The sequence below is a fragment of the Aurantiacibacter zhengii genome, from assembly GCF_003584125.1.
In the GTDB taxonomy this organism is placed as follows: Bacteria; Pseudomonadota; Alphaproteobacteria; order Sphingomonadales; family Sphingomonadaceae; genus Alteraurantiacibacter; species Alteraurantiacibacter zhengii.
Map to the genome: position 1 here is coordinate 651,313 of NZ_QXFL01000002.1, position 26,987 is coordinate 678,299.

Sequence of the window (26,987 nt, forward strand, 5' to 3'; positions counted from 1 at the left end):
GTCATAGCGGCAGGTTATCGTGTTTCTTCCACGGGTTTTCGAGTTTCTTGCCGGCCAGCTTGCGCAGGCCCAGCGCGATGCGGCGGCGGGTGGAGTGGGGGTAGATCACTTCGTCGATGTAGCCGCGTGATGCTGCGACGAAGGGGTTGGCGAAGCGGTCTTCGTATTCCTTTGTCTTTTCGGCGATCTTCTCGGGGTTGTCGCGGTCCTGGCGGAAGATGATCTCAACTGCACCCTTGGCCCCCATCACCGCGATCTCGGCGGTGGGCCAGGCGTAGTTGAGGTCGCCGCGAAGGTGCTTCGATGCCATCACGTCGTATGCGCCGCCGTAGGCCTTGCGCGTAATGACAGTGATCTTGGGCACGGTCGCCTCGGCATAGGCGAACAACAGCTTTGCGCCGTGCTTGATGATGCCGTTGTGCTCCTGGCCGGTCCCGGGAAGAAAGCCGGGCACGTCCACGAAGGTGACGATCGGGATGCTGAAGGCATCGCAGAACCGCACGAAGCGCGCGGCCTTGCGGCTGGCATCGATGTCGAGCACGCCAGCGAGCACCATCGGCTGGTTGGCAACGAAGCCCACGGGCTTGCCCTCGATGCGGCCGAAGCCGGTGATGATGTTCGCGCCGTGCTTGGGCTGGATTTCGAAGAAATTGCCGTCGTCAACGACCTTACGGATCAGCTCGTGCATATCGTAAGGCATGTTGGAGCTGGCCGGGATCAGGGTGTCGAGGCTGTCCTCTACTCGGTCCCACGGGTCATCGGTCGGCAATTCGGGCAGCGGGTCGCGGTTGCTCTCCGGCAGGAAGCCGATCAACTCGCGCGCGGCCAGCAGAGCCTCGATGTCGTTCTCCAGCGCAAGGTCTGCAACGCTGGTCTTGGTGGTGTGCACCACGGCGCCGCCAAGGTCTTCCTGCGTGACTTCCTCGTTGGTAACAGTCTTCACCACCTCCGGCCCGGTCACGAACATGTAGCTGGAGTCCTTCACCATGAAGATGAAGTCCGTCATGGCCGGCGAGTACACCGCCCCGCCCGCGCAGGGGCCCATGATGAGCGAGAGCTGCGGAATGACGCCCGAAGCCAGCACGTTCTTCTGGAACACCTCCGCATAGCCACCCAGCGAAGCAACCCCTTCCTGGATGCGCGCGCCGCCGCTGTCGTTGAGACCGATCACGGGCGCACCAACCTTCATGGCGTTGTCCATCACCTTGCAGATCTTCTCCGCATGGCGCTTGGACAGAGAGCCGCCGAAAACAGTGAAATCCTGGCTGAAGACATAGACCAGCCGCCCGTTGATGGTGCCGCTGCCGGTCACCACACCGTCACCCGGTATCTTCTGGTCCTGCATGCCGAAATCGACGCAGTCATGCTCGACGTAGGTGTCGAGTTCCTCGAAGCTGCCTTCGTCCAGCAGCACGTCCAGTCGCTCGCGCGCGGTCAGCTTGCCCTTGGCGTGCTGGGCGTCGATGCGCTTTTGCCCGCCGCCCAGTTTCGAGGCGGCGCGGCGGCGTTCCATTTCGGCGATATTGGCAGACAAATGAAAATAACCCATTATCAGGCCCATAAACGAGGCATCATTTGCGAGCGCTACCGAATTCGACTTGACTAGTATGCGCCCGTAAATCGCCACGCGCAAAATTAAGCCAATGGTTGAGTTACCTCTTTGGCCTATTCAGGTCTGCCGCTCATTCCCCCTTGAAGGGGACCATCCTCAGAAAAATTTCAGGAGTCGGCGCACCTTCCGCTCCTTGGGATCTCGCTATCGCGTAATGCACCATATTTTTTTGGCTTCGGCGCGGTCAGTTCTTTAACCCAATTTTCAATGTCAGCGTCGTTCCAAGCAACTGCATAGCTCCCTAACCGCACCGGCTTCGGAAACTTCCCCTCCGCCATCCAGCGATAAATCGTCGACCGCCCCAAGCCTACCCGATGCTGGACTTCCCTGATCCTGATCAGTCTGGTCGGACGATCTGTTTCATCACGAACAGGATGCTGTTCCTCAAACATTCTCGTCCTCTCGTTCTCCAGCGAAGAAGTTTCCGAGGAACTCGTCCTTTCGTTCAAGTTCCATGATGTGATCCGATAAGAGCCTCGCCACGCGGTTCGCAGCACCTTTCGCCCAGCGTGGCTTTACGTTGGCAAGCTGATCCCCCAACAATCGCTCCAGCGCGGTTGGAAACTCAGCACTAAACTCCTCGAAGAATTCGGCGAGGTCCGACTGCAACCAGTCAATCGCCCGTTCGGAACCACAGACCAGGAACAGCATAAGATGAGCCCGAGGAGCGGTACGGCTCGCCTCGAGTATGCGCAGCACCTCGCCCAGTGTAGCCGAGCGGTCACCGCGTAGCACCCGCCGCAAGGCGTCCTTGTGAAGCCCTGCATCGGCAGCGATGTTGTATTTTGCGCGCCCGCTCGCATCTACTGCCGCGGCAAGCAAGCGCGCCAGTCCCGCCCTCAATTGGTTTTCTGAAAACTCTGGCCCGCCAGGCATGGACGAATTCCTTTCACATTCTTCTCCTGTCCGAATCGAGAATTACGACGAAGGAGAGATGTAGGAAAACGAAAAGAACATATACGGAACATCGAGGAAGCGTCGAATCACCTCCTGCCCATGATTCGCGCAGAATTCGGTCGCCAAAACGCAAAATCCGGCAGACCGCGCGCGGTATCCGGCCCAGCACGCTCGAAATCCTGTCGCGCTGGCGCGCAGTGCGGCCTCAATCACGCGAATTGTCGCTTTTTGCTTGGTCGCAGGCCGCGAATACGCGCCGCCCCATTTCCTACATCCCCACTCCAGGTGAAGGAAGGAACATACAGCGAACGAAAAGGCTCGCTGTTGTCGATCAACCAACCGGAGTTTTCCTTCATGACCACCAAGTCCCTGACCCGTTCGGCACCTCGGATGCGCGACTATCTCGTGCCCGCCGCGCTGGCGCTCGCCATCGCCGGCGCCGCCTATGCCGGCGCTGACACCACCTTCGATCCCGCGCTGACGATGTTCACCGACTTCCTCGAAGGTTCGGGCGGCAAGATCATCACCGTGCTTTCGCTCGCCGGCGGCCTCATTGCGCTTGCCTCGGGACGCTTCGCTCTCGGCCAGGTGGCGGTGCCCGTCGGTGTCGGAATCGGCGTCGGCACCGGCGTGCCGATCGTCACCTCCGTCGTGACGGCGACCATCTGATCGCAGGTCACGCAAAGGAGGGCGGCATGGCCGACAGGTATATTGTTCCACGGCGGCTCGACGATCCGGAGCTTATCGGCTTTTGGACCGTGGACGAGTTTGCAGGGATGTTGATCCCTTTTGCCTGGGGCATCCTTACGCAGCACATCATCATCGGCACAGGCCTGTCGGTCATTGCCTGGTTCGGCCTGCGGAAGGCGAAGTCAGGCAACAAGGGCGCGAAGCTGGTGCATGCTGCGTACTGGTACCTGCCGGGGTCTTTCCTCGGGCTCAAGGCCACGCCGCCCTCCCATTGCCGCCTGCTCGCAGGCTGAGGGGAGGACCTACACATGCAATCCGAATTCGCTCACGAACAGGCCCAGCGCCATCTGGCGCAACGCAACCGCTTTGCCGCGCTTGCGGGCGTGCTTTGCGTCACCAGCCTGATTGGCATCGGTGCCGCCGTTACCGGCGACGAAGCCGTCGTGCTTGTCCCGATCACCGCCGAGACGCTGACCGTTTCGAGTGGCGGGGTCGACGCGCATTATCTCGAGCTCGTCACCCGCGACACCGCGCTGATGCTGCTCAATCGCGCACCCGAAAGCCTCGACTACTGGATGGAGCAGATCCTGAATGTAGCTGATCCCGCAGCCCACGGCCGCCTCAAGGCCGAGCTGGTCGCCATCGTCGAGGAACAGCGCGGGTCGGACATTTCGCAGGCGTTCGTCATCCGCGCGATGGACGTCGACACCATGGCGCTGACTTCGACCGTCAGCGGCACGCTCAAGACCTTTGTCGGCGCGCAGGTGATCGCGAGCCAGGAGCGCACTTTCATTTTCCGTTGGTCGAAGCGCGGGCTCAGCCTCGCGCTTACCGGCTTCGAGCAGAATTCCACGCAAGAGGACCAGGACCAATGAACCTCCTCAGCAATCCCGCATCCGCCGTACTCGCCGCGGGCGGTCTCGCGCTCTTCAGCGTGGGCGCACGTCAACGCCGCAACGTCGCATTGAAGCTCGCCGGCCTCACCGCGTTGGGCCTTGCGCTCGTGCCGACACCAGCCTTTGCAGAACAGTTTATCGAAGCAAGCGATGGCTCGACGATCGATTGCGAACTGGCGCGCGGCGAGCTCACCCGCATCGCGCTCATCGAGGACGGCTTTGCCAATGTCTCGAAGATCGCCAGCGGCTTTCCCTATAATGATTTCCAGGTGACGCACGAACCGGTGCGCGGAGACATCTATATCTCGGTTCCGCCGCAATATGCCTCGGACCGGATCAGCTTCTTCGCGACGAGCCAGGCGGGCCATGTCTACAAGTTTGCCTGCCGTCTTGCGGGCGATGAAGCGACCCAGCTCTTCATCACCAATCCCGCGCTCGCACATAGCGAGGTCGAGGAATGGCAGGCAGGAGCGAACCCTTCCGACAATGCCATCCGCCTGATCGAGGCCATGGCGAGCGACGCTGTCCTTCCGGGTTTTGCCGCGCGCGCCGAATTGTCGCGCCCGCGCCGGACCGGCAGCATCGAAGTACAACAGGTCGCGCAATATGACGGCGCCGAACTTACCGGCCAGCGTTTCCTGATCCGCAATCTCGGCGATGCGCCGCTCGACCTTGTCAGCGAGCGCGAAGCACCCGCAGGCGCGCTCGCCTTTGCCTATGGCCGCGAGACGCTTGCTCCAGGCGAAGCGACCAGCGCCTTCCTCGTCTTTGCGGCGGGAGGGACGGAGTGATGGCCGAGAACAAAGACACAAAGCACGAGACCAACGTCCGATCGACCGAACGCAAGGATACGCGGCGCAACCTCAACGCAAATATCGCGCAGCGCCAGAAGCTGTTGCTCGCCGGGATTGGCGGCGTGGCGCTGCTGGCCGGGGCCTGGTTCATCCTCGACGATGACGACAGCGCGCCGGGTAACAGCGACAGTGTCGCAAGCATCGACACCGGCGGGCTCGTCAATCGCAATCTCTCGCAACGAGAATTCGTCGCCACCTATGGCAACCGCCTCGATGCGCAGGGCCGCGCAATCAAGGATTTGCAGGACACCCAGCTCCCGCGTCCCGAGATCGAGCAGGAACTCGAAGCCCTGCGCGGCGAGAACGCGCGGATGATGAGCGACGGCCAGGTCGCAATCGACGCGATCTCGGCCGAGAATGCTGCACTCAGGACCGAACTCGAACGCTCGCGCGAAGCGGGTACGCCAGCGCCTGCCTTGCCGCCGCCGGCTTACGGCCCCGGCGTCACACCGCCTGACGCGGGCAGCGGCGACGCGAATGTCTCTTCCACACGGCCCGGCGGGCTGGACATGCTGACCTTTGGCGAGCCTACGCCAGCGAGTACCCGGCCCGCAAATGCCGAGCGTGCGCCCGCGCTGATGCTCGAAGCAAGCCGCGATTACCTTCCGCCCAATTCCTATGCGCCCGCGCGCGTTATCGTCGGGGTCGACGCCTCGACCGGGGTCGCCAGCCAGACCGATCCGCTGCCCGTGGTCCTCAGGATCACAGGACCCGCGCGCTCCGTGATGCGCGGAAACGAACTGCTGTCGACCGATATCACCGGCTGCCTCGTCAATGGCGCGGCGCGCGGCGATCTCTCGGCGGAGAAGGTCTATGTCCAGCTGGTGCGCATGACCTGCGCCCAGCCCGGTGGCCGCTTCGCGGTGAGCGAGGTCAAGGGTTTCATCGCCTTTGCCGGCAAGTCGGGCGTGCGCGGCCGCGTGGTCAGCCGCGAAGGTAGCCTGGTCAGCCAGGCGCTGCTTGCCGGGATCGTCGGCGGGTTCGGGCGCGGCTTTTCCGCCAATGCCAACGGGATTTTCACGGGCCAGGTCGGTGCCAACGGCCAGCGCGAGGCGCTTTCGCCGACCGACATTCTTGCCGGTGGCATCGGCCAGGGCGCGGGCGAAGCGGCCGATACGGTCAGCCGCTACCTCATCGAACGCGCCGAACAATACCAACCAGTCGTCGAGATGCCGACCGGCATCGAGGTCGAGATCGTCTTTCTCGACGGCGTCCATGTCAGGAGCACACCCCAATGAAATATTCCGAGAACCAGCCCGGCCTCAAGGCCCGCCTTGCGCATGTCGCCATTGCTGCGAGCAGCGCGGCCGCGGTGCTGACTGTCGGCGTCAGCGCGGTCACCGCCATGCCTGCAACGGCACAGGATCTGGCCAGCGATGTAGCCCAGGCCTTGCAGCTGCGCCTGCCCAGGACGCCGATCGACGAGATCGCCTGCGACAGGTTCGGTCCCTGGTGCGAGGTCGTCTCGGGCGAGACGCTGTTCTATATCGACAAGAGCGCGCGCTACCTGCTGGTCGGGCGTCTCTACGACATGGAAGAGCGTCGCGATGTCACCGCCTCGCGGCTGCTCGAACTCAACCCCGACCTGATTGCAGCGGGCGCCGCGCGCGCCAAGCCTTCGGCAAACGAAAATGCCGCTGCCGCCAGTGCGCCGGTAGCGGAAAAGGTCGATCTTTCCACCCTGCCCGCCGAAGGGGCAATTCATTGGGGGAACAAAAAGGGTCCAAAGCTTGTCATCTTCTCCGATTTCCAGTGCGGCTATTGCCGCCGCCTGGTAGACGAACTCGGCAAGGCGGGAGTGCTCGTCGAGGAGCGCCCCATCTCCATCCTCGGCTCTCAAAGCCGCCGCCTTGCCGAGACCGTGATCTGCGCGAGCAATCCCGCGAGCGCGCTGCACCAAGCCTATGAAGGCGCGCTCGATCCGAGCGGAGCAAGCTGTGCTGAGACGCGCGGGCTCGATGCCAACGAGGCCTTCGCGCGCGCAAATGGCTTTGCCGGAACCCCGGTCATCGTCCGCTCAAGCGATGGCGCAGTGCTCCACGGCTACCGCGATGCTGCCACGCTGCGCGAGTTTGCTCGGCCGGCCAAGGAGCAGCGCAAGTGAGCGCGCTCTCGCACCTGCGCGCACCGGGCCTTGCCTTGCTTATGCTGACAGCCGGCTGCTCGACACTGGGCGGCAATGTGTCGGGCGACTTCGCCTGCCGCGCCCCCGAGGGATCGTGCGCGCCGACGACGCTGATCGATGCGGCAGCCACCGGGATCGATGCGCAGCCAAGCGCTGCCCCGGTACCAGCAGGAACGCCCGCAGATGCGAGCGGCCAGAGCCTGCGGATCGTGCTCGCCGCCTGGCGCGACGAAGCAGGCCGCACGCACGAGGCGCGCGTGGTCCATGTGACTCTGCCCGAACCGGCAGGCGTGAACTGGCGCGCGCCGCAACGCACGGGAGAGGTGCTGCGCGCGATCGGCAACTCGGTTGCCGGTAGCGGCAAGCCAGCCACCGCAAACGCTTCCACCAACACCCCCGAGCAAATGCCGGACGTGCTGCTTCCCCCCTGGCAGCCCGTTCCGGCAGAGCCCGGCGCTGATGCGCCGGCAACAGGGGCACCCGGCGCCGAGCAGGCGGCCCGCGTCCGGGTGCCCCACCCTTCCCAGACCCATGGAGACGAGGAATGACCCTCTCTTTCGCTGCCGCGCGCGATGCGCTTATGGCAGGCCTGTTCGCCGATACCGACCGTGCCGAGAAGGGTGCTGCGCATTTCGCGCTCGACATGCTCTCGGACTGGCTGCCCTACCGCGTTTATGACGAACGCGCGGGACTCTATCGTAACCGTGTGTCCAAAGGCTTCGTGCTCGAAGTGACCCCGCTGGTGGGTGCGGACGAGCGCACCGGCGAGATCCTCGGTCAATTTTTCTCCGAAGGCCTGCCGCCCGGTGCCTGCCTGCAGGTGCTCAACTTCGCGAGCCCTAGGATCGGCAATGTCGTAAGTCCCTGGTTCGCTCCGCGCTATGAACAGGGCGGGATTTACGAGGCAATCGCGCGGGCACGCACGAGCCGCCTCTACGATCTCGCCTGGCGCTCGGGTAGCGCGCATGCTCCGTTCCATGCCCGCTGCAGCCGTCTCGTGGTTTCGCTCGGCGTTCCGGTTCCAGGAAGCATCAGCGATGCCGAGCTTACTGAATGCCGCGAGGGCCTCCTGGGCATGCTGCATTCGCTAGGTTTGCATGCGGCGCCGCTCGAACCGGCAGGGCTTCTTGCGCTCATCGATGAATTGACCTCGCCAACCACCGCGCGCGAGCCTGACCGCATCGACTGGAACCCGCACGAAACCCTCGATGTCCAGGCGATCCGCCGTGACATCGAACTCGAGGTCGAGGACGACCGCCTGATCCTGCGCACCGAACGCTTCCGTGAGACCGGACGCGACCGGCAGGGCGTGCCGCAGGTCGGTGCATGCTATCCCGACCGCTTTGACCTGCGCCACTATGCCTTGCGCACCGCGCCCGAACGCTGGGCGCCGTGGGAATGCGCGCGGCTGATCGGCGACATGTTCACCGACAAGCTGCGCTTCCCCTGCCCTGCCGCGACCATGCTGTGCCTTGTCTATCCCGACCAGGAGGCCGCTGCCGCGCGCGCGGGCTACAAGTTCATGCGCACCACCAGCCTTGCCGATACGAAGAGCGCGCGCTTCCTGCCGCGGCTTGGCGAGCAGTCCGCCGAATGGAAACACGTCCAGGCCGAGCTCCAGGAAGGCAAGAAGCTGGTCAAGCTTTTCTACGGGCTCACCACCTATTCGCCGCTTGGTGAAGGCGATGCCCATGAACGGGTGGTCAAGGCCATCTACAAGGCGGCAGGCTGGGATCTCGCCGACGAACGGTTCCTGCAATTGCAGGGGCTGGTCGCGGCCTTTCCGCTCAGCCTAGCCGACGGTCTCGCCTCGGACATGACGCGTCTCAAGCGCCTGCGCACCATGCTTTCGGCCACGGCCGCCAATATCGCACCGCTGCAGGGCGAGTATCTCGGCGGCCCCGTCCCGCACCTGCTGCTTGTCGGCAGACGCGGCCAGCCCTTCTTCTGGTCGCCGTTCGAGAACGGTGCGGGCAATCACAACATCGCCATCTGCGGCAAGTCGGGCTCGGGCAAATCGGTGCTGCTGCAGGAACTGTGCGCCGCGCTGCGCGGTGCGGGCGCCAAGGTCGTCGTCATCGATGACGGGAGGAGCTTCGAGCATTCGGTGAAGCTCCAGGGCGGGCGCTTCGTCGAGTTCACGCTGGCCTCGGGCTTTTCGCTCAATCCCTTCTCGCTGATCGACGATGCCCGCGCGGAAGGAGACGAAGATTACCGCCTCGATTGCTTCGCCATGGTGAAAGCGATCGTCGGGCAGATGGCGCGGCCGAGCACTGCGCCGTCGGACACCGAACGCGGCCTTATCGACAAGGCGATCTCGCTGGTCTGGGCGAGCCTTGGGAGTGGCGGATCGATCGACGATGTCGCCCATGCCTTGCACGAAAGCGAGAACGAGACCGGCAAGGAGCTCGCGCTTGCAATCGCGCCCTTCTGCCGCGGCGGCAGCTATGCCGGGTTCTTTTCCGGCAAGGCGAGCTTTGCCTTCGACGACGACTTCACCGTCTTCGAGATGAGCGATCTAGCAAGCCGCGAGGAACTCAGGAGCGTGGTCCTCTCCGCGATCATGTTCATGACCGGCCAGGCGATGACGCGCAGCTCGCGCAGCACAAAGAAGCTGCTCCTGATCGACGAGGCCTGGGCCATGCTCAAGGGTGGTTCGATGGGCGAGTTCGTCGAGACCTATGCCCGTACCGCGCGCAAATATGGCGGCGCGCTTGCGACCGCGACCCAGTCCCTCAACGACTATTACAAGTCCGACGGTGCGCGCGCCGCGCTCGAGAACAGCGACTGGATGCTGGTGCTCCAGCAAAAGCCCGAGACCATCGCGGATTTCCGTAAAGAGGCGCGGCTCGACATGGATGACCGCACCGAGACGCTGATCCGTTCCTTGAAGCGCTCGGGGTCTGAGTACAGCGAGCTCTATATCAAGGGGGCCGAGGTCGAGGCGGTCGGGCGGCTCGTGCTCGACCCGCTTTCGGCGACGATCTTCTCCTCCGATCCCGACACCTACGCCGCGATCCATGGCCATGTCGAAACCGGCATGCCGCTCGACAAAGCCATCGCGCTCGTTGCTGGCCGCCCTGACGTTCTTGGGGGAGAGGCGTGATGTGCATGCATGTCGAAACCATGCTCGACCGGATCGAGCACGGCACCTTCCCGAACCCCAGGATCGCGCTCTGGCCAACAGTGCAAGGCACCTGTCTGGTGCTGATCGAGGCGGCGGGTTTTGCCGCGAGTACGCTGCTCACGGTGCTCGGCCTGCCGCTGTTCGTCTTCCTGTTCCTCGCCGGATGGGATTTGGGGCTGCTGTTCGCCCAGCTCGGCAATCTCGCCGACCATTATGCCAGCGCCGAGGGACCGGCGCGCATCGCCTTCAGCCGCGATCTGCAGCTGGCGTTCCTGGTCCTCGCCGGCGGGTTCACCCTGCTGCGCCTGCCGGCCTTTATCCGGCGTCTTTGCTCCAAACTTGATCGGGAGATGCCGCATGACTGACTGGGCTTCTCCGCGTCCGCTGGCGCTGAAAATCGTCGCCACGCTCGCGATTGCAGCCGTGCTGCTCTGGGCGGGCTGGATAACCCGCTCGGTGCTCATGGACGAGCCGCCGCGGATCGTGACTGTCCGGCTTGCGGAGACCATCGGCGAGTTCATCGACGAGGCCGCGCGCGCCGATGCCGATTCCGCCACCGTGCAGGCGGCAAGCCTCGCCTACCTCCAGGCTGCGGAATTGGCAGTCGCCGACATGGGCAAGGATGGGCGCGTGGTGCTGGTCGCCGAAGCCGTGCTTGCGGGCGCTGCCGAAGACGCAACCCCCGAACTTGAAGCCCGCATCGCCGTCAAGCTCGAAACGGAGGCGCAGCCATGAGGCACCTCTTCAACTGGAAGCGCATGGCCCTGCTGTGCGGCCTCGTCGCGCTCCCGCTCGCCTGGGCGCCGATCGACGCCTTCAGCACGAGCCATGCCTTCCTCATCAATGCGAGCCCGAGTCTCCCCAACTGGGCCTTCTGGCTCGACAAGTCCGCACCGATCAAGCGCGGCAGCCTCATTTTCTTCAAGCCGCCTGCAAGCGCGCTTGTTGCGAAACATTTCGGGGAAGACCCGCAGATGTTCGGCAAGAAGGTGATCGGAATGCCGGGCGATGTGGTGAGCCATGAGGGCATGGAGGTCTTCGTCAACGGAAAGCAGGTCGCCACGCGGCTAGCCCGTACCCGGCTCGGCATTGCGCTGACGCGCGGACCTGACGGACCGGTTCCTGAAAACTGCTTCTATGTCGGGACCGACCATCCGCGCGGCTTCGACAGCCGCTACGCCGAGATCGGCTTTGTCTGCCGGGGCCAGATCCTCGGCAGCGGAAGGGCGATCCTGTGATGCGCCGCGCCCTTTTCATATTCGGCGTCGCGCTCTCCTTGCCCGCGACCGCCCAGGCCCGCGACTACGGTCAGCGCGGCACGGTCTTTCCGGTGGTGGAGCGCGACCTGCTCGAACAGATCCAGTCGCGCCTCACAAATATGGAAGCATCGGGCGAGACCGCGCGGCTCAACGAGGAGCTGAAGCGCCGCACGCTCGCGCGGGTCGAGCGCCCCGCGCCCGTTGCCGGAATTGCGCGCGCCAGCGAAAGCCGCTCTTGGCTCTTCGATCCGACCATCGCGCTGCAACAGGATATCCGGGGTGCGCGCGGCGAACTCATCCATGCAGCCGGAACCCGCGTCAATCCGCTCGACAGCGTCGCCTTGCGTGCCGATCTCCTTTTCCTCGACGGCGACGATGCCGAACAGCTCGCCTGGGCGCTGGGCCAGCAAGGCCAGCCCAAGCTGATCCTTGTCAGTGGCGCGCCGCTGCAGCTGATGCGCGCGCGCCAGCGGCGGTTCTATTTCGACCAGCAAGGCACGCTAACCGCGCACTTCGGCATCACGGCCATTCCTGCCCGCGTGCGCCAGCAGGGTCGCCAGCTTGAAGTCAGCGAAATCGCGTTGTCCACCAAGGCGGAGGCAGACCAATGACAGCCTTGCGCAAATTCCTTGCCGCCGTCCTCGCCGCACTATCGCTAGCCCTCGCTACACCTGCCGCAGCGGGCGGCGAACCGGGCAAATGCACCGGCAGTTTCGTCAACCCGATTACCGATATCTGCTGGTCGTGCCTGTTCCCGATCTCGATCGGTGCGCTTGATATCTGGCCCTCAAGCCGTCCCGATCCCGACAATCCCGACCTGCCCTTGTGCCTGTGCGGTATCCGTCCTGGTATCGCCATGGGCTTCTGGGAACCGGTACGGCTCGCCGATGTCAGCATGAAGCCCTGGTGCTTCGTCAACCTTGGCGGCACCAAGCTCGATCCCGGCTTCGATATCGGGTTCCGCTCGATCTCGGGACCCTCGGCGATTGGCGGGGCGAGCCAGTATTATTCGAGCTGGCACGTCCACTGGTATGCCTATCCGCTGATCTACTGGATGGAGATCGTTGCCGATTTCCTGTGCCTTGAGCCCGGCTCGATAGACATTCTCTATATCTCCGAGATCGATCCGCTGTGGCAGGATTCCGAACTCACCGCGATCATCAACCCCGAAGCCGTGCTCTTCGCCAACCCGCTGGCATTGGCCGCCTGCGCCGCCGATTGCGCCGCCTCGACCGCCAATTTGCCGCTTGACGAGATGTTCTGGTGTGCAGGCTGCCAGGGCTCGATGTACCCGATGAACGGCAATGTCTCGGCCTCGATCGGCCATGTCCAGGCCTCGCGCCTCGTGCTCTCGCGCTTTGCCTACAAGCTCCACCGCGAACTCGTCTCCTGGGGGACGATGGGAAGCGCCGGGCTGTGCGGCAAGTACCTCATGCCGGTGATGCGGAAGCAGCAATACCGCTTCCAGATGACCAACCCCAATCCGGCGACATCGGGCCGCAATGCCTGCCCGCCGATTGGCGCCTCCACCACGCTTCAGGAACCCGGACAGGTCATCCCCGCCATCGGCGAGGACATGGGCTACCTCGTCTGGCGCAAGAGAAATTGCTGCGCGCTATGAAACACACATTTCCCCTTCTTGTCGTCATTGCGCTTGTGACCGCCGCCGGCTTCGCTGCCGTCGCCGCGCAGGATACCGGTCCGGAGCTCGATCTCGAAGAAATCCGTGCGCGGGCGGGCGAATTCACCGAGGATGCCGAGGCGCTCGCCACCAGTGTGCTCAGCCGTGCTGAGACGCTCGTCGAGGATGCGCGCAGCACGCAGAGCGAGGCCGAAGCCAACCGCGCGGCCTATGTCGCAAGCGTTGGCACCAACACATCGGGCGAGGTGCTCGATTTCGATGCCATGGTTCGCGAACAGGCGACCGCCGAACGCAGCGCATTGGGGACCAGCCCGCGCTTTATCGCCTTCGCCTCGCTCTCCATGCCCGAAGCATCGCTCAAGGCGCTGGTGCAGGACATGGCGCGCGCGGGCGGCGTCACCGTGCTGCGCGGCTTTCCCGAAGGCAATGCCGATCTCTTCAAGCGGCGCCTCGCTTCGATCTGGAGCGACGGTAGCGAAACGGGCGCACTCGGGATCGATCCACGCCTCTTCCGGGCCTTCGGGGTCGAGGCCGCGCCGAGTTTCGTCATGCTCGGCGGCGACTTCTCTCCCTGCGACGGGTTCGATTGCACCAGCCATGTACCCCCGCACGACCGCATCGCAGGCAATGTCAGCGTCGCCTACGTCCTCGAGACCTTTGCCGGAGGCGGCGGTCCCGGGGCCACTGCAGCCCGTCAACATCTCACGCAGCTTGAAGGAGCCCGGCCATGAAATTGGCACCTCTATTCGCTTGCCTGCTGGCCCTCGCCTTGCCGGGAAGCGCCCTGTCGCAATCGACCGATGCCGCGCGCGCCGATGGCAAGGAGATCGCGCGCGATCTGCTTGAAACCGCGCGCGGTAGCGCTTCCGCCCCGGTCGATGCCAATCGCCTGCCCAATTTCGATCCTGCAGGCGTGCAGGGCCTCGAGACGCTGGCCGTCGATCCCGACCGGATCGAGAGCAACTCGCGAAGCGCTGCGCAGGTCCACGAAGGCTACCGGGCGATGGAAGAAAGCCTCGCGCGCCGCGCACGGTTCGATCCCACCGAGATCGAGGCGGTGATCGCGCGGGCTGGCGCCATCAACGACGCACCGCTCGACTATACCAGCGGTATGGCCATTGACGGTGCCCAGGGCCAGTGCGTCGAACTGCCGCCGGGTGCGTCCTCGGCAGGCACTTATGTCGCCACCTGCAATAGCGGGACCTCCGGCGAGCTCGTCGATGCCAGCTGCACTGCCGGCCTCGTGCCGGAAGTCACCACAATCAGCGAATACGACTACTATTGCCTCCCCAACAATGCGCCCGATGACGGCAAGTGGTCGTGCGCGAACTATACCGGTGGCAGCTGCTATCTCTACCAGACTGCCTTCGTGCATTGCGCGAGCCTGCCGTCATTCTCGAGCATTCCCTGCCGCGGGCAGAACATGATCGAAGTCCACCGCTTCCGCTGCGGCGAGCAGATCGGTGGCTTCGCGCCCGACGATGTGACGACCACCCGGACGGTCGATGTCGGGCTCGACGACAGCCAGTGCCTGCCGCTTGCCCAGGCCTCCACCTGCTCACAAATGACCGAGACCTGCACCGATGCCAGCCCGCAGACGCGCGTGGTCGATGGTGTCTCGATAACCCGTAGTTGCTGGGAATGGCAGCGCGACTACCAGTGTCTCGAGACGGTCACGGGCAATGACTGCGGTGAAATCGAAGCGAATCCCGAATGCCGCTTCCTGCGCGAGGAATGCCTCACCGACGAGACACCCTGCCAGACCAGCGAGCGGCTCTACGAATGCGCCTTGCCGCCCGATGGCTCGGCGCCTGCGCAATATATCTGTGACGGCGATGTCTACTGCATCGATGGCTCGTGCGAGACCATCGAGCGGACTGCCAATGACGAGTTCAAGCACGCGGTCGTTGCCCTCAATGCGATGAACCAGGCGCGCGGCGAATTCGACGCGCAAACGCTCACCCTCTTCACCGGTATCCGCAACACCTGCTCGTCCAAGGTCTTCGGCGTACTCAACTGCTGCAAGGGCAAGGGCTTCCCTCTCATTCCCGGCATCAGCTTGCTCGTGGCGCTGGGCTGCGACCGCGAGGAAGTGCTGCTCCACGAGCGCGATGCGCAGGGCCTCTGCGCCTATATCGGCACCTATTGCTCGGACAAGTTTCTTGGCGTGTGCCTCACCAAGCGCAAAGCCTATTGCTGCTTTGAGTCCAAGCTCTCGCGCATCCTACAGGAACAGGGCCGCGCGCAGCTGCCCAAGCCGTGGGACGAGCCCAAGGAAGAGTCCTGCGAAGGCTTCACGCTCGACGAGTTCGCGCAGCTCGACCTCAGCCAGATGGATTTCTCCGAAGTCTATGCCGAGTTCACCGAGGCGGCGCGCCTGCCCGACGAACTCGAGACCAGCGTGCTGATCCAGCAAAAAATCGAAGACTACTACACAAGGAGCAACCCGTGATGCGCCGTGCCGCCCAATTCATCGGCCTCGCGCTGGTGCTGTCGATGACCGTGCTTACTTCCACCAATGCAGCCATCGCGCAGGATGCTCAGCCTAGCGTCAGTACTGCTGACGCGCTCTACTGCCAGGAGCGCCGGCTCGGATACTGGTTCTATTGCATCGACCCCGAGCCGGAGCCGCGCGGGGAAGAGGCAATACAGGCCTCCACGGCAAGCGCTGCCGAAGAGCTCGACGCCATCACCGGCGAGCTGCGCGAGCTGAAAGCCCAGGCGATCCTTTATCCGACGCCCGCCAACGTCACCGCCTATATCCGTTTCCAGCGCGAACAACTCGATCGCGCCTCGCTGTTCTCCGATGTGTGGCAGCGCGCGCTGTGGCAGGATCCCGCGCTCGACTATACGCTCGAACGCCCCGTCGGCGCGCTCGCCAAAAGGCAATGGCAAGATGCGCGCGCTGCCGAGCGTGACGTGGTCATGGCGCGGCTCTCCGAGCGCTACGGCCTGTTCTACTTCTTCGCCCAGACCTGCGGCGCCTGCGAGGTGATGAGCCCGATCGTCAAGTCGGTTGCCGAGCGCTGGCGCATCACGGTGCGCGCGATCTCGACCGATGGCGGGCCTTCGCGCCATTTCCCCAACTACACCGTCGAGAACGGCCAACGTCCGCGCATGGGTCTCGAGCCCGGCATCACCCCTGCGGTCGTCCTGTGGGACAGCGAGACCCGCCGCCCGATCCCCATCGGTTACGGCGTGCTCTCGGCCGACGAGCTGCAGGATCGCATCTACCTCCTCACCACCAGGGAAGCCGGCCATGACTACTAGGATCGGAACACTCGCGCTCGCACTGGGCGCGCTCGCCATGACCACCGCACCGATAGCCGCAAGTGCGCAGGATGTCGGCAACAGCATGGACCGCTTCATGGACGACATGGGCGCGGCCGCCAATGTCACTGGCCCGACTGCCTTCGAAGGCCAGTCGGCAGGCTATTATTCCATGGGCAATGTCTGGACCCGTTTTCCCCAGAAGACCACCAACATTGCCAATCTCCAGCTGCCGCGTGCGCGGGCAGGCTGCGGCGGGATCGACATCTTCGCCGGCTCCTTTTCCTTCATCAATGCAAGCGAGATGGTCGCACTCCTCAAAGCCGTCGCCAACAATGCGGTGGGCTTTGCCTTCAGCCTCGCGATCGACACGATCTGCCCCGAGTGCAACAAGATCATGCAGGAGTTTAGCCAGAAGGCGCAGCTCATGAACGAGCTGTCGATCAACTCCTGCGAAATGGCGCAAGGCCTCGTCGGCGGCGTCTGGCCGCAAGGCGATCTTGCCGACAAGGCGATCTGCGAAGCGATCGGCAATTCGACAGGTATCTTCACCGACTATGCCGCCGCCAAGCATGACGCCAACAAACAGCGACAGTGGAAGGCCTATGCAGCTTCGATTGAGCTCGAGCATGTGGAGCTGCGGGAGGTTGTTGATGCCATTTGGACGCTGATCGGTCCTGCATGCGAACGCCTCGCTCGAGTGTCATGATAGCGAGGCATATGCGCCGAGGTGGCATAAGGTAGACAAGCGGCATGTCCGAAAATTGTATGATAGTTTCGGACTCAAGCGCAGATGGTTGGCGTTTGGTCTGCCATCGCAATGAGCCTCCCGGCTTGGCGTCCATCAGCGAATTTCTGCTCACTGCATTCCAGGTCAAAGACGGCACAAGTACTTGACGAGAAATTGCTTCTGACCTCTATTCGAGCGATGGCAGGGGAGGCAACAGGTTCCAGTAGTTCAGCGATTGAGGGTCTGTCGGCAGCAGTCCACGCCGCGACCTATCGTGCCGAACGCTCCGACCTGACCGAAGAAGCATGGGTGCTGGAGCCGCCAGACGTAGCCGCCCTGCTCAAGAAGATTCGTGAGCGCGGCGTATCGCTTGAGGAATATGCCGGGGCTAGTCCGCTTTACGGCGTGAAGACGGGCTTCAATGAGGCATTTCTGATCGACACCGCCACACGCGATCAGCTTGTTGGCGATGACCCGAAAGCAGCCGACATCATCAAGCCCTACCTGCGCGGTCAGGACATTGGCCGCTGGCTGCCGGAGTGGAACGGGCTCTGGATGATCTTCGCTCGGCGAGGTATCGACATTGAAGAATATCCGAGCGTACTTCGGCATCTCGAGTCTTTCCGAACACAGCTAGAACCCAAACCAGCTAATTGGCAGCCTCCGAAGAAGGATGCGAAATGGCCAGGTCGGAAGGCCGGAAGTTATCGCTGGTATGAGATTCAGGATGCTGTCGACTACTTTGAGGATTTTGACCGCCCGAAGGTCCTTTTGCGGCGCATCGCTTTCTATGCCCAAGTCTGCACTGACCAAGGCCAATACATGGTCAATGACTCAGCTTTGATACTGCCGACCGTTGATGAATGGATCGTCGCCTGACCGACGAGGAAGTTGCTCTCATGTGGCGCACGGCCCCGCCCCGCATGCCGCTGGCCCCTCCACCCGGGTTAGATCTAAGCGATGACACTGGTGACTGAACTACTCTAGGTTTTTGCTGTCACTGCTAAAGTCCGCAACCGGCGCACTTCCTGACCTTTCCGCAACCGAACTCCATTGGCTGACTGTGGGCCGGAAGCAGAATGGCGGCTCTAGAGCGGCCAAACCCAAAAAGCGGACTTAGGATGCGCCGACTTACACGCACACTGTTGGAAAAGTTCGTCAGTGCTCGCTATCGGGCTCTATGGCCACGACACCAACAGCAACAAACGCAACGAAGAAGGGGCACTGTCCCACCTGCGATGGCGAGCGCACCTGCGAAATCCACGGCTCGATCTACAAGGCTTGGGACTGGGAGGACAAGCAATATGGCCATTCGGTCAACGGCGGTGTCGACCACTCTCTGCTCGAATGTCAAGGGTGCGAGACGGTCTTCTACGAAACTTCCAGCTGGAACAGCGAAGACACCGATCACTACTACGATGCGGCGGGGCAGGAGCAGTATGAGCATCCGAGGGAGATACAAACTTATCCGAAGCCAGAGGCCAAGACGAAGCCGGTATGGTTCGACGCCATGCAAAAGGCTGACCCCCAGCTGCGCAATATCCTGAGCCAGATGTACGTAGCGCACGACAACCAGGCACACATCCTCACGGCGATAGGACTCAGAACGGCACTGGACCGTGCAACCGAAGTCATCGGCATCGACCCGGCCAAGACATTTGATGAGAAACTGAACGAGCTGCGCAACGGAGGGTGGATCGGGCAAACTGAGCGGGACATCCTCGGCGTTGTTACGGATGCGGGTAATGCGGCTGCGCATCGCGGCTGGGAGCCCGACAGTCAGGAGGTTTCCGAACTGCTCTCATCGCTAGAGGTGTTCCTCCATCGCGCTTTTATCGTCGGCCAGAAGGCATTAGGCATCAAGAAAAGTATTCCCGCAAAACCCGAGCGGCTGCTCGCCGTTGGGAAGAAGACTACTCCCTGACCACAATTGGGGCCGGAAGCGGAAAGGCAGCTTTTATATCTTTGAGCGGATTAAGCGGACAGCGACTGCTGACCGAATCGCAAGCCGGTGCATTAGAGAATGGTCTGGAGAAACCCCTCTTGGAATAGACTTTTGCCGTCGTTAAAACGCACTTGCAGGACAGCCAACACGGAGCCGAGAGCCACAAAGTAAATCGGTTTACTATTTAGCGCGCCTTTCCTACCATCCAGTGATGGCGAGAGAAACCTTTACGATTGAGGGCGCAGGCGCAATTTCTCTTACAGCCGAGGCTGAGGGGGATGCCTACGCCATACCCGTCCTTCTTGCGCACGGCGGCGGGCAGACACGGCGCGCGTGGAGAAGGGTGGTCAGCGAGCTGGCTCAAGCCGGCTTTCGCGCAATCGCCTTCGACATGCGCGGTCACGGAGACAGCGATTGGTCGCCATGCGGAGCTTATGAAATGCGCGACTTCGCGGCGGATCTGGTCGCTGCAGCGTCGCGCCTGGACCAGAAGCCAGCGCTGGTCGGCGCTTCACTGGGCGGGCTCGCCGGACTGATTGCCGCAGGGGAGCTTGCTCCAGGTAGCTTTGCTTCACTCACATTGGTCGACATTGCCCCGCGCATGGAGCCTAGCGGTGTGATGCGCGTGGTTGGTTTCATGGAAGAGCATGTCGATAGCGGCTTCGCCTCACCAGAGGAGGCGGCCGACGTGATCGCTCGCTACATGCCGCATCGTCCCAGGCGGGGCGCGAGCGATGGTCTGAAAAACTATCTGAGGCAGAAGCCGGATGGGCGCTTCTATTGGCACTGGGACCCTGTGTTTATCCGTAATATAATGTCAGCCAGACAAGGCGACCCAGACAGCCAAGAACGTCAATCGGCAATGCTGAGCCAAGCTGCGGCGAATCTCACGCTTCCGCTTCACCTCATCCGAGGCGGCTCTAGCGATCTTGTTTCCGAAGAGGCCGTTTTGCATCTGCGACAACTCGTCCCCCATGCAGAATACACCGATATTGCCGATGCCACGCACATGGTCGTGGGCGATGCGAACGATGCCTTTTCCGCCGCTATCGTCGATTTCCTAGGGCGCCATCACTCTCGCGATACGGCTCAGCCACAGGGGACGAGGGAGCTATGATCGATCGAGAGCGCTTGCAGGAAATGCTGCATATAGCGCCGTTTCACCGATGGCTTGGGCTGGAGATTGCAACATGCTCCGACCAGGGAATCGCGATCACCATGCCATGGCGCGAAGAGATCGTGTCGAACCCTATGATTGGGTCGGCGCATGGAGGGATCCTGGCTTCACTGGTCGACCTCACCGGGCTTTATACTCTGCTTGCGGCGGGCGTCGCGGCGAGAGCGACGGCCGATCTGCATGTCAATTACCACCGTTCTGCAACCTCAGGACCTCTCACTGCTCACGGACAGATCGTGAAGCTCGGGCGACAGATTTCGGTGGCGGAAACCCGGGTTCTCGAGCCCGACGGCAAGTTGGTCGCCAGCGGCAGGGGCGCCTACTTCTCGTCAACCGGATCAATTGATCAGCGCGGCGGGACTATTGATCTCGAACAGGCTCTTGCCACCCAAGGCCCAGCGACTTCTGCAGCGCAATCCACGCCAGCGTAAGGGCGCCTTTTGCCCGGACGAGGTCTGCTGAGGCCTGCTGCTGTTCTCGCAGGGCCCGGTTGAGGTCAGCCTTCGAGATCGCTCCTGCAGCAAAACGTTGGCGGTTCAGGTCCGCCGCGACGTCAGCCTGCTTCTTGATTTGCATACTGGCAGCGAGCGCAACACGCTGCTGGCCGAAGCGAGCCAAGGCACGTTCGGCGTCTTGCAGTGCCAGAAGCACCGTCTGCTGGTAATTGGCGACTGCTTCGTTGCGCGCCGCCCCGGTTTGGTCGATCGCAGCGTCTACCCTGCCGAAATCCAGAAAATTCCACTGGAGGCGCGGGATCGCGAGTGCGGAGAATTCGCCGACATCGACAACGTCGTCCAACGAGGATCCGCCGAGGCCCAGGATCCCTGTGAAGGACAATTTCGGGAACCGCGCCGCCTCGGCCACCCCGATCCGCGCCGTCGACGCGGCAAGAGACCGTTCGGCCGCCCTTATGTCAGGCCGACGCGCCACCAGGCTTGCCGGATCGCCAATCGCGACCTGCTCTGGCGGCATGGGAATGGAGCGCACAGTCGTGAGCGCTGCATCAGCTGATCCCGGCACCTGTCCGGTCAGTATAGCGAGCGCATCAGACAGGACTGCGATATCCGCTTCAGCTTCGGCAAGTTGTGACTTGAGCACCTCCAGTTCGGCATTCGCGGTGCCTACCGGGAAAAGCGGCAATGCACCGCGCTGATAGCGTTGGTATGTCAGCGCCAGGATCTCTTCCTGCAACGAAATCTGCGCCTCAAATTGCTCTGCGCGGAATTGGGCCTCCCGCAAATTGACGTAGGTGCTGGCCACTTGGGCAGTCAACTGGACCTTAGCGTCCTCTGCATTGGCCACCGTTGCAGCAGCTTGGGCATTGCTGGCCTCAATGCGCCTGCGCGAGCCACCGGCAAACTCCAGCTCCCAGTTGGCGTTAAGGCCCACATTGTAAAAGCTGAGCGAGTCATCGGTTTCTGCGTCGGAATTGGTTTGCTCTGACGGGGGGGGCGCCCCGCCTTGAAGGTCGAGACCAGGAAGCCGGCCCTGCACGGTGGTGGCCTGTGCCCCAAGCGATGGCATTCGACCCGCACGGTCTTGCCTGATGGATGCCCGTGCCTGAGCAATGCGCGCCTGCGCTGCGGCGAGCGAGGGATTGCCGGACAGCGCAGCCTCCACCAGCCGCGTCAACTCGGGATCGCCGAGCAGCAGCCACCATCGAGCGACAACCGGATCAGATGCGCTCACATCACTGCCAGCGCGCACAAAGCGAGTGCCCGTGTCTGCTGACATAACTTCCGGGGGGCCTGCATAATCGGGCCCTGCCGTGCATCCAGCTAGCAAGGCGATAGTGACAAGCGGAGGTAGCAAGTGGCGCATCGTGTAGGGCTCAGTGCATCGAAAGGGAGACATTTTTTGGAAGCGGCCTCAGGAAGAGGACCAGCGGAACCGTCGCGAGGGTCAGAATCCCCATAACCAGGAACACATCATTGTAGGTCATTATGAACGCCTCGCGTTGGAGGGTGCGGCTCAGGACGGCCATCGCCCCCTCCATGCCGCCGAAGTTTCGCGCCAGCCCTTCGAGATAGGCCTGTAGCGAAACGCTGTTCGCATTCAGGGTCTCTTCCATCCGCCGGCTATGATGCCAGATCCGCTGGTCCTGGAACGATGCCAGAGCCGAAAGAGCGAAAGAGCCACCGAGATTGCGGGCCGCGTTGAAAATGCCCGAGGCATCGCCCGCGTCTTCCTTGGCCACCGACGCAACCGTTGCCTGATTCAGGAACATCATCGCAAGTATCATTCCGGCCCCGCGGATAAGCTGACTTTCAGTGAAGACTGCGCCGCCGGATTCCGCGGTCAGACTCGTGCTGACAAAGCAGCTGATCGCCATCAGCAGCATTCCGGTGCCGACGGCAATGCGGATGTCCACCTTGCGGATCATCAGGGGCAGAACCGGCATCAGGAGAAAGGCCGGGACACCCATCCAGAAGATGACCAGTCCCGTCTGAAAAGCATTATAGTCAGAGATGATCGCGAGGAACTGGGGGATAACGTAGGTTGAACCATACATCACCATGCCCAGGGCGAGAGCCATGATCGCGACGCTGGCGAACTGTCGATTGAACAGGAGCTGCAACTTCAAGACCGGCTTGCGTGCTTTCACTTGTCCGTAAATCAAACAGGCAAAGCCGATAATGGTCACCACCGTTAGCCAGCGAATGAGTGAGGACTCGAACCATTCTTCACGGTGCCCTTCCTCGAGTACAACAGTCAGACCGCCCAGTCCGAGGATCAGCCCGAGAATGCCAGCCCAATCGGCGTCCGTGAGATATTCCCACTTGGGCTTCTCGTGAGGCAGCCCGATAAACAGCAGGAGCAGCAGGATTGCGCAGACTGGCACATTGACGAAAAAGGCATAGTGCCAGCTCAGGTTCTCGGTCAGCCAGCCGCCGATCAATGGCCCCATCACGGGGCCAAGAACCACAGTCATGCCGAACAGGGCCATTCCGATGGGCTGTTGGTGCGGCGGCAATCGTTTAGCCACAATAGTCATTGCGGTCGGAATGAGGACTCCGCCCATGAAGCCCTGGCCCGTTCGGCCGATGATCATGGTCGTAAGGTCGGTGGCTACACCGCATAGCACCGAAAATGCGGTGAACGCGCTGACAGCGATGATGAGGAGGGTTCGCAGACCGAACAGCCGTTCCAGCCAAGCGCTCAGCGGAATGACGACGATTTCAGCAACGAGAAATGACGTAGCAATCCAGGTGCCTTCGGCGCCTGTGGCACCGATCTCGCCCTGAATGACGGGGAGTGCGGAATTGACGATTGATATGTCCAGCGTCGCGAGCATGGCGCCGAGCGCGCCCGCGGCCACAGCGACCCAGGCAGTCACGTCTGCGTTCTTTCGGCTCCCGGCCGGCCCGATCGAAGTGTCCTGCGCTGCCAGTATCTCGGTCATTGAGTCCGACTCGAGATCTCTTCCAATTCGCCGGCAGCATTCCGGGTGTCGACCGTAGCCACTACCGACATGCCGGGAACGAGCAGACGCCGCACTTCAGGGGGAGCATCGATAGCGATGCGGACGGGTATCCGTTGAACGATCTTGGTAAAGTTGCCGGTGGCATTTTCGGGGGGGAGGATGGAAAATTCCGCGCCCGTTCCCGGCGATATGCTGACCACTCGTCCCGCGATCTCAAGGCCTGGCAGGGCGTCAACTTCGAGCCTGACGCTCTGGCCGGCCCGGATGAGGCCGACCTGCGTTTCTTTGAAGTTCGCGGTCACGTAGATCGCGCTCACCGGAACCACCGTCATCAAACGTTGACCCGGTTGCACGAACTGGCCCACCCTCACCGAGAGATCGCCGACGCGGCCGGCCTTGCTGGCGCGCAGCAAGGTCGATTCAACCGTAAGGTCGGCTGTTTCCAGCTGAGCGCGGGCAGCGTCCGCCTGCGCCTGGGTCTGGCTGATCTGCTCGAACAGGGTCCCCCGGCGAGCGGTCGCGGCAGCCACCGCCGCCTGCGCAGCGGCGAGTTCGGCCCGCGCCTGCCGCGCCTGCGCCTCATACTGGTCTAGCTTTTCCCGCGGTTCGGCTCCTGTCGCGGCAAGGGGCCGATATCGCGCCACCTGGTCGTTCGCGAGGTCCAGTGCTGCGCGCGCGGCGGCGAGTTGGGCCCGCGCCTGGCGAATGGCTGCATCCTGTTCGGCTACCTGAGAACGGATTGTGTCGGCACCGGCCAGGGTCGCAGCGATCTGCGCGCGCGCCTGTTGCGCTTGCGCCTGATAATCCCGCAAATCCAGTTGTACGAGGGCTCCGCCGCGAGCAACCTGCTCGTTCTCCCCCACGAAGACCTCTTCGACGTATCCCGCTACCTTGGAAGAGATAACGACGCTGTCGGCAGCGACATAGGCGTTATCGGTCGACTGCATGTACTGTCCGTAGGTTACGTGCCGGTAGTACCACCAGATCCCGCCAAGCAGCACGGCAAGACCAACGATGATTAGCACGATGCGCAAGCCACGCCGCGATTGCGGTTTCGTTGGGGTTGTGCCCTCCTGCTCCGGTTGGTTGGAGTTATCGGTCATCTGACTCTTTCGGCAGCCTCAGTAAAAGGTGAACGCGTCTCGCGCCCTATGAGCCGTGAGTCAAATAGTAAAGGCATTTAGCAGTTTGCATTTGGGCATCCGAGGCTATCCGACTACACAGCGCTATGGATGAAAAACCAGATACCATGTCACGGTCTCAGCGTCGGCAGAAGGTCATCACCGATAATGACCGCATTCTCTATCTTATGGACGAGATCAGTCGCGGCGCGCGCAGAGTGTACGATGCGAGGGTCGCCAGGATCGGTCTCAATCAGACACAGTGGAGGATCATCGGACAACTTCTTCGCGATCCTGCCCTTACGCAGGCTGAAATCGCCAAGAAACTGGAACTGGAATCGGCGACCATCGGCCAGGCGGTTGCAGGTCTTTGCGCACGCGGGCTGATGAAAAGGCTTCGAGCTGAGACGGATCGGCGAGCGTGGCAGCTCATCCTCACGGAGCAGCTTGACGATCTGCTGCCCGAACTGAGAGGCTCCGCGGATAGGCTTCATGATCTGCTTTGGCGCGACATTGCCGCCGACGAGAAGCGAACGCTGCAGCAGATTCTTGAAAGGGTATCGGAAAATCTGGACCAACACCGTGCCGAGGCTGAATAAAATCATGGCATCGCCCCCGGAAAAGCCTATCGGCAGCATCGCTCGCGCCGCGGAGATTGGCCGAATCCTAATGAGGCACGGAGCGAAGAATCTCGCCGGAGCCCTCGGGTTTATTCCCTCTTCGAACAATGTCATCGACCCTCGCGAATTTCGCCCGGCCGCAGTTGTCGCGTTCCTCCGTGACATCGGGCCAGTCGGCATAAAACTGGGGCAGCTCCTCGCCACCCGAAGCGATCTGTTCACCGAACACTGGATCACGGCATTCTCAACCCTGCACGATCAGGTGTCGCCAGTGCGCTTCGCAGATATCGAGCCCGTACTTGCTTCAAGCTGGGGTGAGGACTGGCGGAACGACTTTGCGCAGTTCGACGAAAAGCCTTTGGCGTCCGCCTCGATTGCACAGACCTATTCCGCCGAGCTAAGGGACGGTAGCAAGGTCATCGTGAAGGTTCGACGCCCGGGCACCGCCGCGCGGATGGAAGCCGATGTGCGTCTGCTTGTGCGTCTTGCCGAGATCGCAGAAGCACGCTCTCCTGACATCGCGCGTTACCGGCCAGTCGAGTTTCTGCGGACCTTCGGCCGCAATCTTGCCTGGGAGATGGACCTCGCTGCGGAATCCCGAGCCTGCGAGCGGATCGGCGCATATCTCGATACCATCGGCGTCAGGACCCCGGCCATCCATTGGGAACTGACCGGGCTGCGGGTGAACGTTCAGGAACGCCTGTACGGCAGGCCCGCGTCTTCGCTGGGCAGCCCATCGGGCGACCCGCGGGTGGCGGCTTTCGCTAAAAGCTATGCCAACGCTGTCCTGCGGATGATCATCCTGAACGGCGAATTTCACGGCGACCCCCATCCGGGTAACGTCTTCCTGATCGGCGAGCAGGATGTCGGCTTCATCGACTTCGGATCAGTCGGGACGCTCACCAAGGCCAGGCGCGACGAGATCGTCCGCCTCGTGCTTGCGATTGCTGGTGAGAAAACCAGCGATGTCGCGAATGTCCTGCTCGCATGGGCGGGGGAGCCGAAGGTGGATCGCGATGCGCTCGCGGTGGATCTGGATCAGTTGATCGGAGAGTTCAGGGGAACCGTGCTATCTGGCATCGAGTTCTCGCAGATTTTTTCCCGCGTTTTCGACCTGTTGCGGGATTATCGACTGGTTCTGCCACCTGATCTGGCCATTCTTCTGCGTACCTTGCTTACGGCAGAGGGTGTCGTCCGATCACTGGCACCCGACTATAACATTGCCGAGGACACCCGGCCGATCATGACGGAGCTTTTCGCCGAGCGGTTCTCGCTCGCTAGCGCTCGGTCGGGTTTGAAGAAACTTCGCGGTCAGCTGCTGGGGTTGTCGGCGTCCTTGCCCGACATACTTGCCACTGCGAACTCGATCGCAAAGTCAGGATATGTGCCGGTTCAGCTCGATCCGCTCAGTATCGAGCAACTCGCAGGACTTCGCAATGAGCGTCAGTCCTTGAAAGGCCCTCTAGCTGCCGCATTGATCGTGGCTAGCGCATTGCTTGTCGATCAATCCTGGCTTCTGGCTGGCGGCGCGCTTGTGATTGCTGGGGTGGTGCTCATCCGAAAATCATAATGAAGGAGCAACTTAATTCGTGCACGGT

At 62.3% G+C, this 26,987-nt stretch carries 28 protein-coding genes and 1 pseudogene; 23 read left to right on the plus strand and 6 right to left on the minus strand.

Annotated features, from left to right (window positions below; genetic code table 11):
* Position 1: 1 nt before the first annotated feature.
* The 3 genes from D2V07_RS06760 to D2V07_RS06770 all read right to left on the minus strand — a co-directional run bounded on the left by D2V07_RS06760 (position 2) and on the right by D2V07_RS06770 (position 2,488).
* Positions 2–1,534: an acyl-CoA carboxylase subunit beta gene (locus D2V07_RS06760; RefSeq protein ID WP_119586151.1), complete on the minus strand. Its 1,533-nt coding sequence runs from the start codon at positions 1,532–1,534 to the stop codon at positions 2–4.
* A 185-nt stretch (positions 1,535–1,719) separates the two neighbouring features.
* Positions 1,720–2,004: a helix-turn-helix transcriptional regulator gene (locus D2V07_RS06765; RefSeq protein ID WP_119585956.1), complete on the minus strand. Its 285-nt coding sequence runs from the start codon at positions 2,002–2,004 to the stop codon at positions 1,720–1,722.
* The gene (locus tag D2V07_RS06770) at positions 1,997–2,488 is read right to left on the minus strand and encodes a hypothetical protein (RefSeq protein WP_119585958.1); all 492 of its coding nucleotides are present in this window, start codon (positions 2,486–2,488) and stop codon (positions 1,997–1,999) included. Before D2V07_RS06770 ends, D2V07_RS06765 begins: the two co-directional genes overlap by 8 nt.
* 411 nt (positions 2,489–2,899) lie before the next feature.
* On the opposite strand from D2V07_RS06770, the gene D2V07_RS06775 reads away from it, so the two are divergent.
* From D2V07_RS06775 to D2V07_RS06875, 21 genes and pseudogenes are all read left to right on the plus strand, one after another.
* Positions 2,900–3,178: a hypothetical protein gene (locus D2V07_RS06775; RefSeq protein WP_199698746.1), complete on the plus strand. Its 279-nt coding sequence runs from the start codon at positions 2,900–2,902 to the stop codon at positions 3,176–3,178.
* 26 nt (positions 3,179–3,204) lie between these two features.
* Positions 3,205–3,492: a type IV conjugative transfer system protein TraL gene (traL, locus tag D2V07_RS06780; RefSeq protein WP_119585960.1), complete on the plus strand. Its 288-nt coding sequence runs from the start codon at positions 3,205–3,207 to the stop codon at positions 3,490–3,492.
* A gap of 15 nt (positions 3,493–3,507) precedes the next feature.
* Complete coding sequence (locus D2V07_RS06785; protein ID WP_119585962.1) at positions 3,508–4,074, plus strand: type IV conjugative transfer system protein TraE; 567 nt, start codon at positions 3,508–3,510, stop codon at positions 4,072–4,074.
* On the plus strand, positions 4,071–4,886 hold the full coding sequence (locus tag D2V07_RS06790; protein ID WP_119585964.1) for a type-F conjugative transfer system secretin TraK: 816 nt from the start codon (positions 4,071–4,073) through the stop codon (positions 4,884–4,886). The genes D2V07_RS06785 and D2V07_RS06790 overlap by 4 nt, the downstream gene beginning before the upstream one ends.
* Entirely contained in the window at positions 4,886–6,187 is a 1,302-nt protein-coding gene (locus D2V07_RS06795) for a TraB/VirB10 family protein (RefSeq protein WP_119585966.1), read from the plus strand. The genes D2V07_RS06790 and D2V07_RS06795 overlap by 1 nt, the downstream gene beginning before the upstream one ends.
* Complete coding sequence (locus D2V07_RS06800) at positions 6,184–7,053, plus strand: DsbC family protein (RefSeq protein ID WP_119585968.1); 870 nt, start codon at positions 6,184–6,186, stop codon at positions 7,051–7,053. The genes D2V07_RS06795 and D2V07_RS06800 overlap by 4 nt, the downstream gene beginning before the upstream one ends.
* On the plus strand, positions 7,050–7,622 hold the full coding sequence (locus tag D2V07_RS06805; RefSeq protein ID WP_233548268.1) for a hypothetical protein: 573 nt from the start codon (positions 7,050–7,052) through the stop codon (positions 7,620–7,622). Before D2V07_RS06800 ends, D2V07_RS06805 begins: the two co-directional genes overlap by 4 nt.
* Positions 7,619–10,180: a type IV secretion system protein TraC gene (gene traC, locus D2V07_RS06810; RefSeq protein ID WP_119585970.1), complete on the plus strand. Its 2,562-nt coding sequence runs from the start codon at positions 7,619–7,621 to the stop codon at positions 10,178–10,180. Before D2V07_RS06805 ends, traC begins: the two co-directional genes overlap by 4 nt.
* 5 nt (positions 10,181–10,185) lie before the next feature.
* On the plus strand, positions 10,186–10,566 hold the full coding sequence (locus D2V07_RS06815; RefSeq protein WP_407641586.1) for a hypothetical protein: 381 nt from the start codon (positions 10,186–10,188) through the stop codon (positions 10,564–10,566).
* Positions 10,559–10,936 (plus strand): TrbI F-type domain-containing protein, encoded by a 378-nt coding sequence (locus tag D2V07_RS06820; RefSeq protein WP_119585972.1) that lies wholly within the window; start codon positions 10,559–10,561, stop codon positions 10,934–10,936. Before D2V07_RS06815 ends, D2V07_RS06820 begins: the two co-directional genes overlap by 8 nt.
* Entirely contained in the window at positions 10,933–11,439 is a 507-nt protein-coding gene (locus D2V07_RS06825) for a S26 family signal peptidase (protein ID WP_119585974.1), read from the plus strand. Before D2V07_RS06820 ends, D2V07_RS06825 begins: the two co-directional genes overlap by 4 nt.
* On the plus strand, positions 11,439–12,071 hold the full coding sequence (gene traW / locus D2V07_RS06830) for a type-F conjugative transfer system protein TraW (protein ID WP_119585976.1): 633 nt from the start codon (positions 11,439–11,441) through the stop codon (positions 12,069–12,071). The genes D2V07_RS06825 and traW overlap by 1 nt, the downstream gene beginning before the upstream one ends.
* Complete coding sequence (gene traU, locus D2V07_RS06835) at positions 12,068–13,081, plus strand: conjugal transfer pilus assembly protein TraU (protein ID WP_119585978.1); 1,014 nt, start codon at positions 12,068–12,070, stop codon at positions 13,079–13,081. Before traW ends, traU begins: the two co-directional genes overlap by 4 nt.
* Complete coding sequence (gene trbC / locus D2V07_RS06840) at positions 13,078–13,833, plus strand: type-F conjugative transfer system pilin assembly protein TrbC (RefSeq protein ID WP_119585980.1); 756 nt, start codon at positions 13,078–13,080, stop codon at positions 13,831–13,833. Before traU ends, trbC begins: the two co-directional genes overlap by 4 nt.
* On the plus strand, positions 13,830–15,554 hold the full coding sequence (locus tag D2V07_RS06845) for a conjugal transfer protein TraN (RefSeq protein ID WP_119585982.1): 1,725 nt from the start codon (positions 13,830–13,832) through the stop codon (positions 15,552–15,554). The genes trbC and D2V07_RS06845 overlap by 4 nt, the downstream gene beginning before the upstream one ends.
* Positions 15,554–16,372, plus strand: coding sequence for a conjugal transfer protein TraF (locus D2V07_RS06850; RefSeq protein WP_119585984.1), 819 nt, complete (start codon positions 15,554–15,556; stop codon positions 16,370–16,372). The genes D2V07_RS06845 and D2V07_RS06850 overlap by 1 nt, the downstream gene beginning before the upstream one ends.
* A 37-nt stretch (positions 16,373–16,409) precedes the next feature.
* Positions 16,410–16,967, plus strand: a pseudogene (locus D2V07_RS06855) (conjugal transfer protein TraH); the annotation flags it as partial.
* 333 nt (positions 16,968–17,300) lie between these two features.
* Positions 17,301–17,981: a hypothetical protein gene (locus tag D2V07_RS06860; RefSeq protein WP_119585986.1), complete on the plus strand. Its 681-nt coding sequence runs from the start codon at positions 17,301–17,303 to the stop codon at positions 17,979–17,981.
* 301 nt (positions 17,982–18,282) lie between these two features.
* Positions 18,283–19,026, plus strand: coding sequence for a DUF4145 domain-containing protein (locus D2V07_RS06865; protein WP_054522875.1), 744 nt, complete (start codon positions 18,283–18,285; stop codon positions 19,024–19,026).
* A gap of 232 nt (positions 19,027–19,258) precedes the next feature.
* Entirely contained in the window at positions 19,259–20,164 is a 906-nt protein-coding gene (locus D2V07_RS06870) for an alpha/beta fold hydrolase (RefSeq protein WP_054525565.1), read from the plus strand.
* Positions 20,161–20,655 (plus strand): hotdog fold thioesterase, encoded by a 495-nt coding sequence (locus D2V07_RS06875; RefSeq protein WP_082379178.1) that lies wholly within the window; start codon positions 20,161–20,163, stop codon positions 20,653–20,655. The genes D2V07_RS06870 and D2V07_RS06875 overlap by 4 nt, the downstream gene beginning before the upstream one ends.
* On the opposite strand, the gene D2V07_RS06880 is transcribed toward D2V07_RS06875, so the two are convergent.
* From D2V07_RS06880 to D2V07_RS06890, 3 genes are read right to left on the minus strand one after another with little or no spacing between them, the layout of a single operon-like run.
* Positions 20,585–22,045: an efflux transporter outer membrane subunit gene (locus tag D2V07_RS06880; protein ID WP_064305672.1), complete on the minus strand. Its 1,461-nt coding sequence runs from the start codon at positions 22,043–22,045 to the stop codon at positions 20,585–20,587. The two genes, D2V07_RS06875 and D2V07_RS06880, sit on opposite strands and share 71 nt — an antisense overlap.
* A 10-nt stretch (positions 22,046–22,055) precedes the next feature.
* Positions 22,056–23,627 carry an MDR family MFS transporter gene (locus D2V07_RS06885; protein ID WP_054522877.1) on the minus strand — a complete coding sequence of 524 codons (1,572 nt, stop codon included), beginning with the start codon at positions 23,625–23,627 and terminating at the stop codon, positions 22,056–22,058.
* Positions 23,624–24,751, minus strand: a complete 1,128-nt coding sequence (locus D2V07_RS06890; RefSeq protein ID WP_054522878.1) for an HlyD family secretion protein — start codon at positions 24,749–24,751, stop codon at positions 23,624–23,626. The genes D2V07_RS06885 and D2V07_RS06890 overlap by 4 nt, the downstream gene beginning before the upstream one ends.
* A 125-nt stretch (positions 24,752–24,876) precedes the next feature.
* On the opposite strand from D2V07_RS06890, the gene D2V07_RS06895 reads away from it, so the two are divergent.
* Positions 24,877–25,368: a MarR family winged helix-turn-helix transcriptional regulator gene (locus D2V07_RS06895; RefSeq protein WP_054523095.1), complete on the plus strand. Its 492-nt coding sequence runs from the start codon at positions 24,877–24,879 to the stop codon at positions 25,366–25,368.
* On the plus strand, positions 25,319–26,959 hold the full coding sequence (locus D2V07_RS06900; protein ID WP_231679530.1) for an ABC1 kinase family protein: 1,641 nt from the start codon (positions 25,319–25,321) through the stop codon (positions 26,957–26,959). The genes D2V07_RS06895 and D2V07_RS06900 overlap by 50 nt, the downstream gene beginning before the upstream one ends.
* The last annotated feature ends 28 nt before the right edge of the window (positions 26,960–26,987 follow it).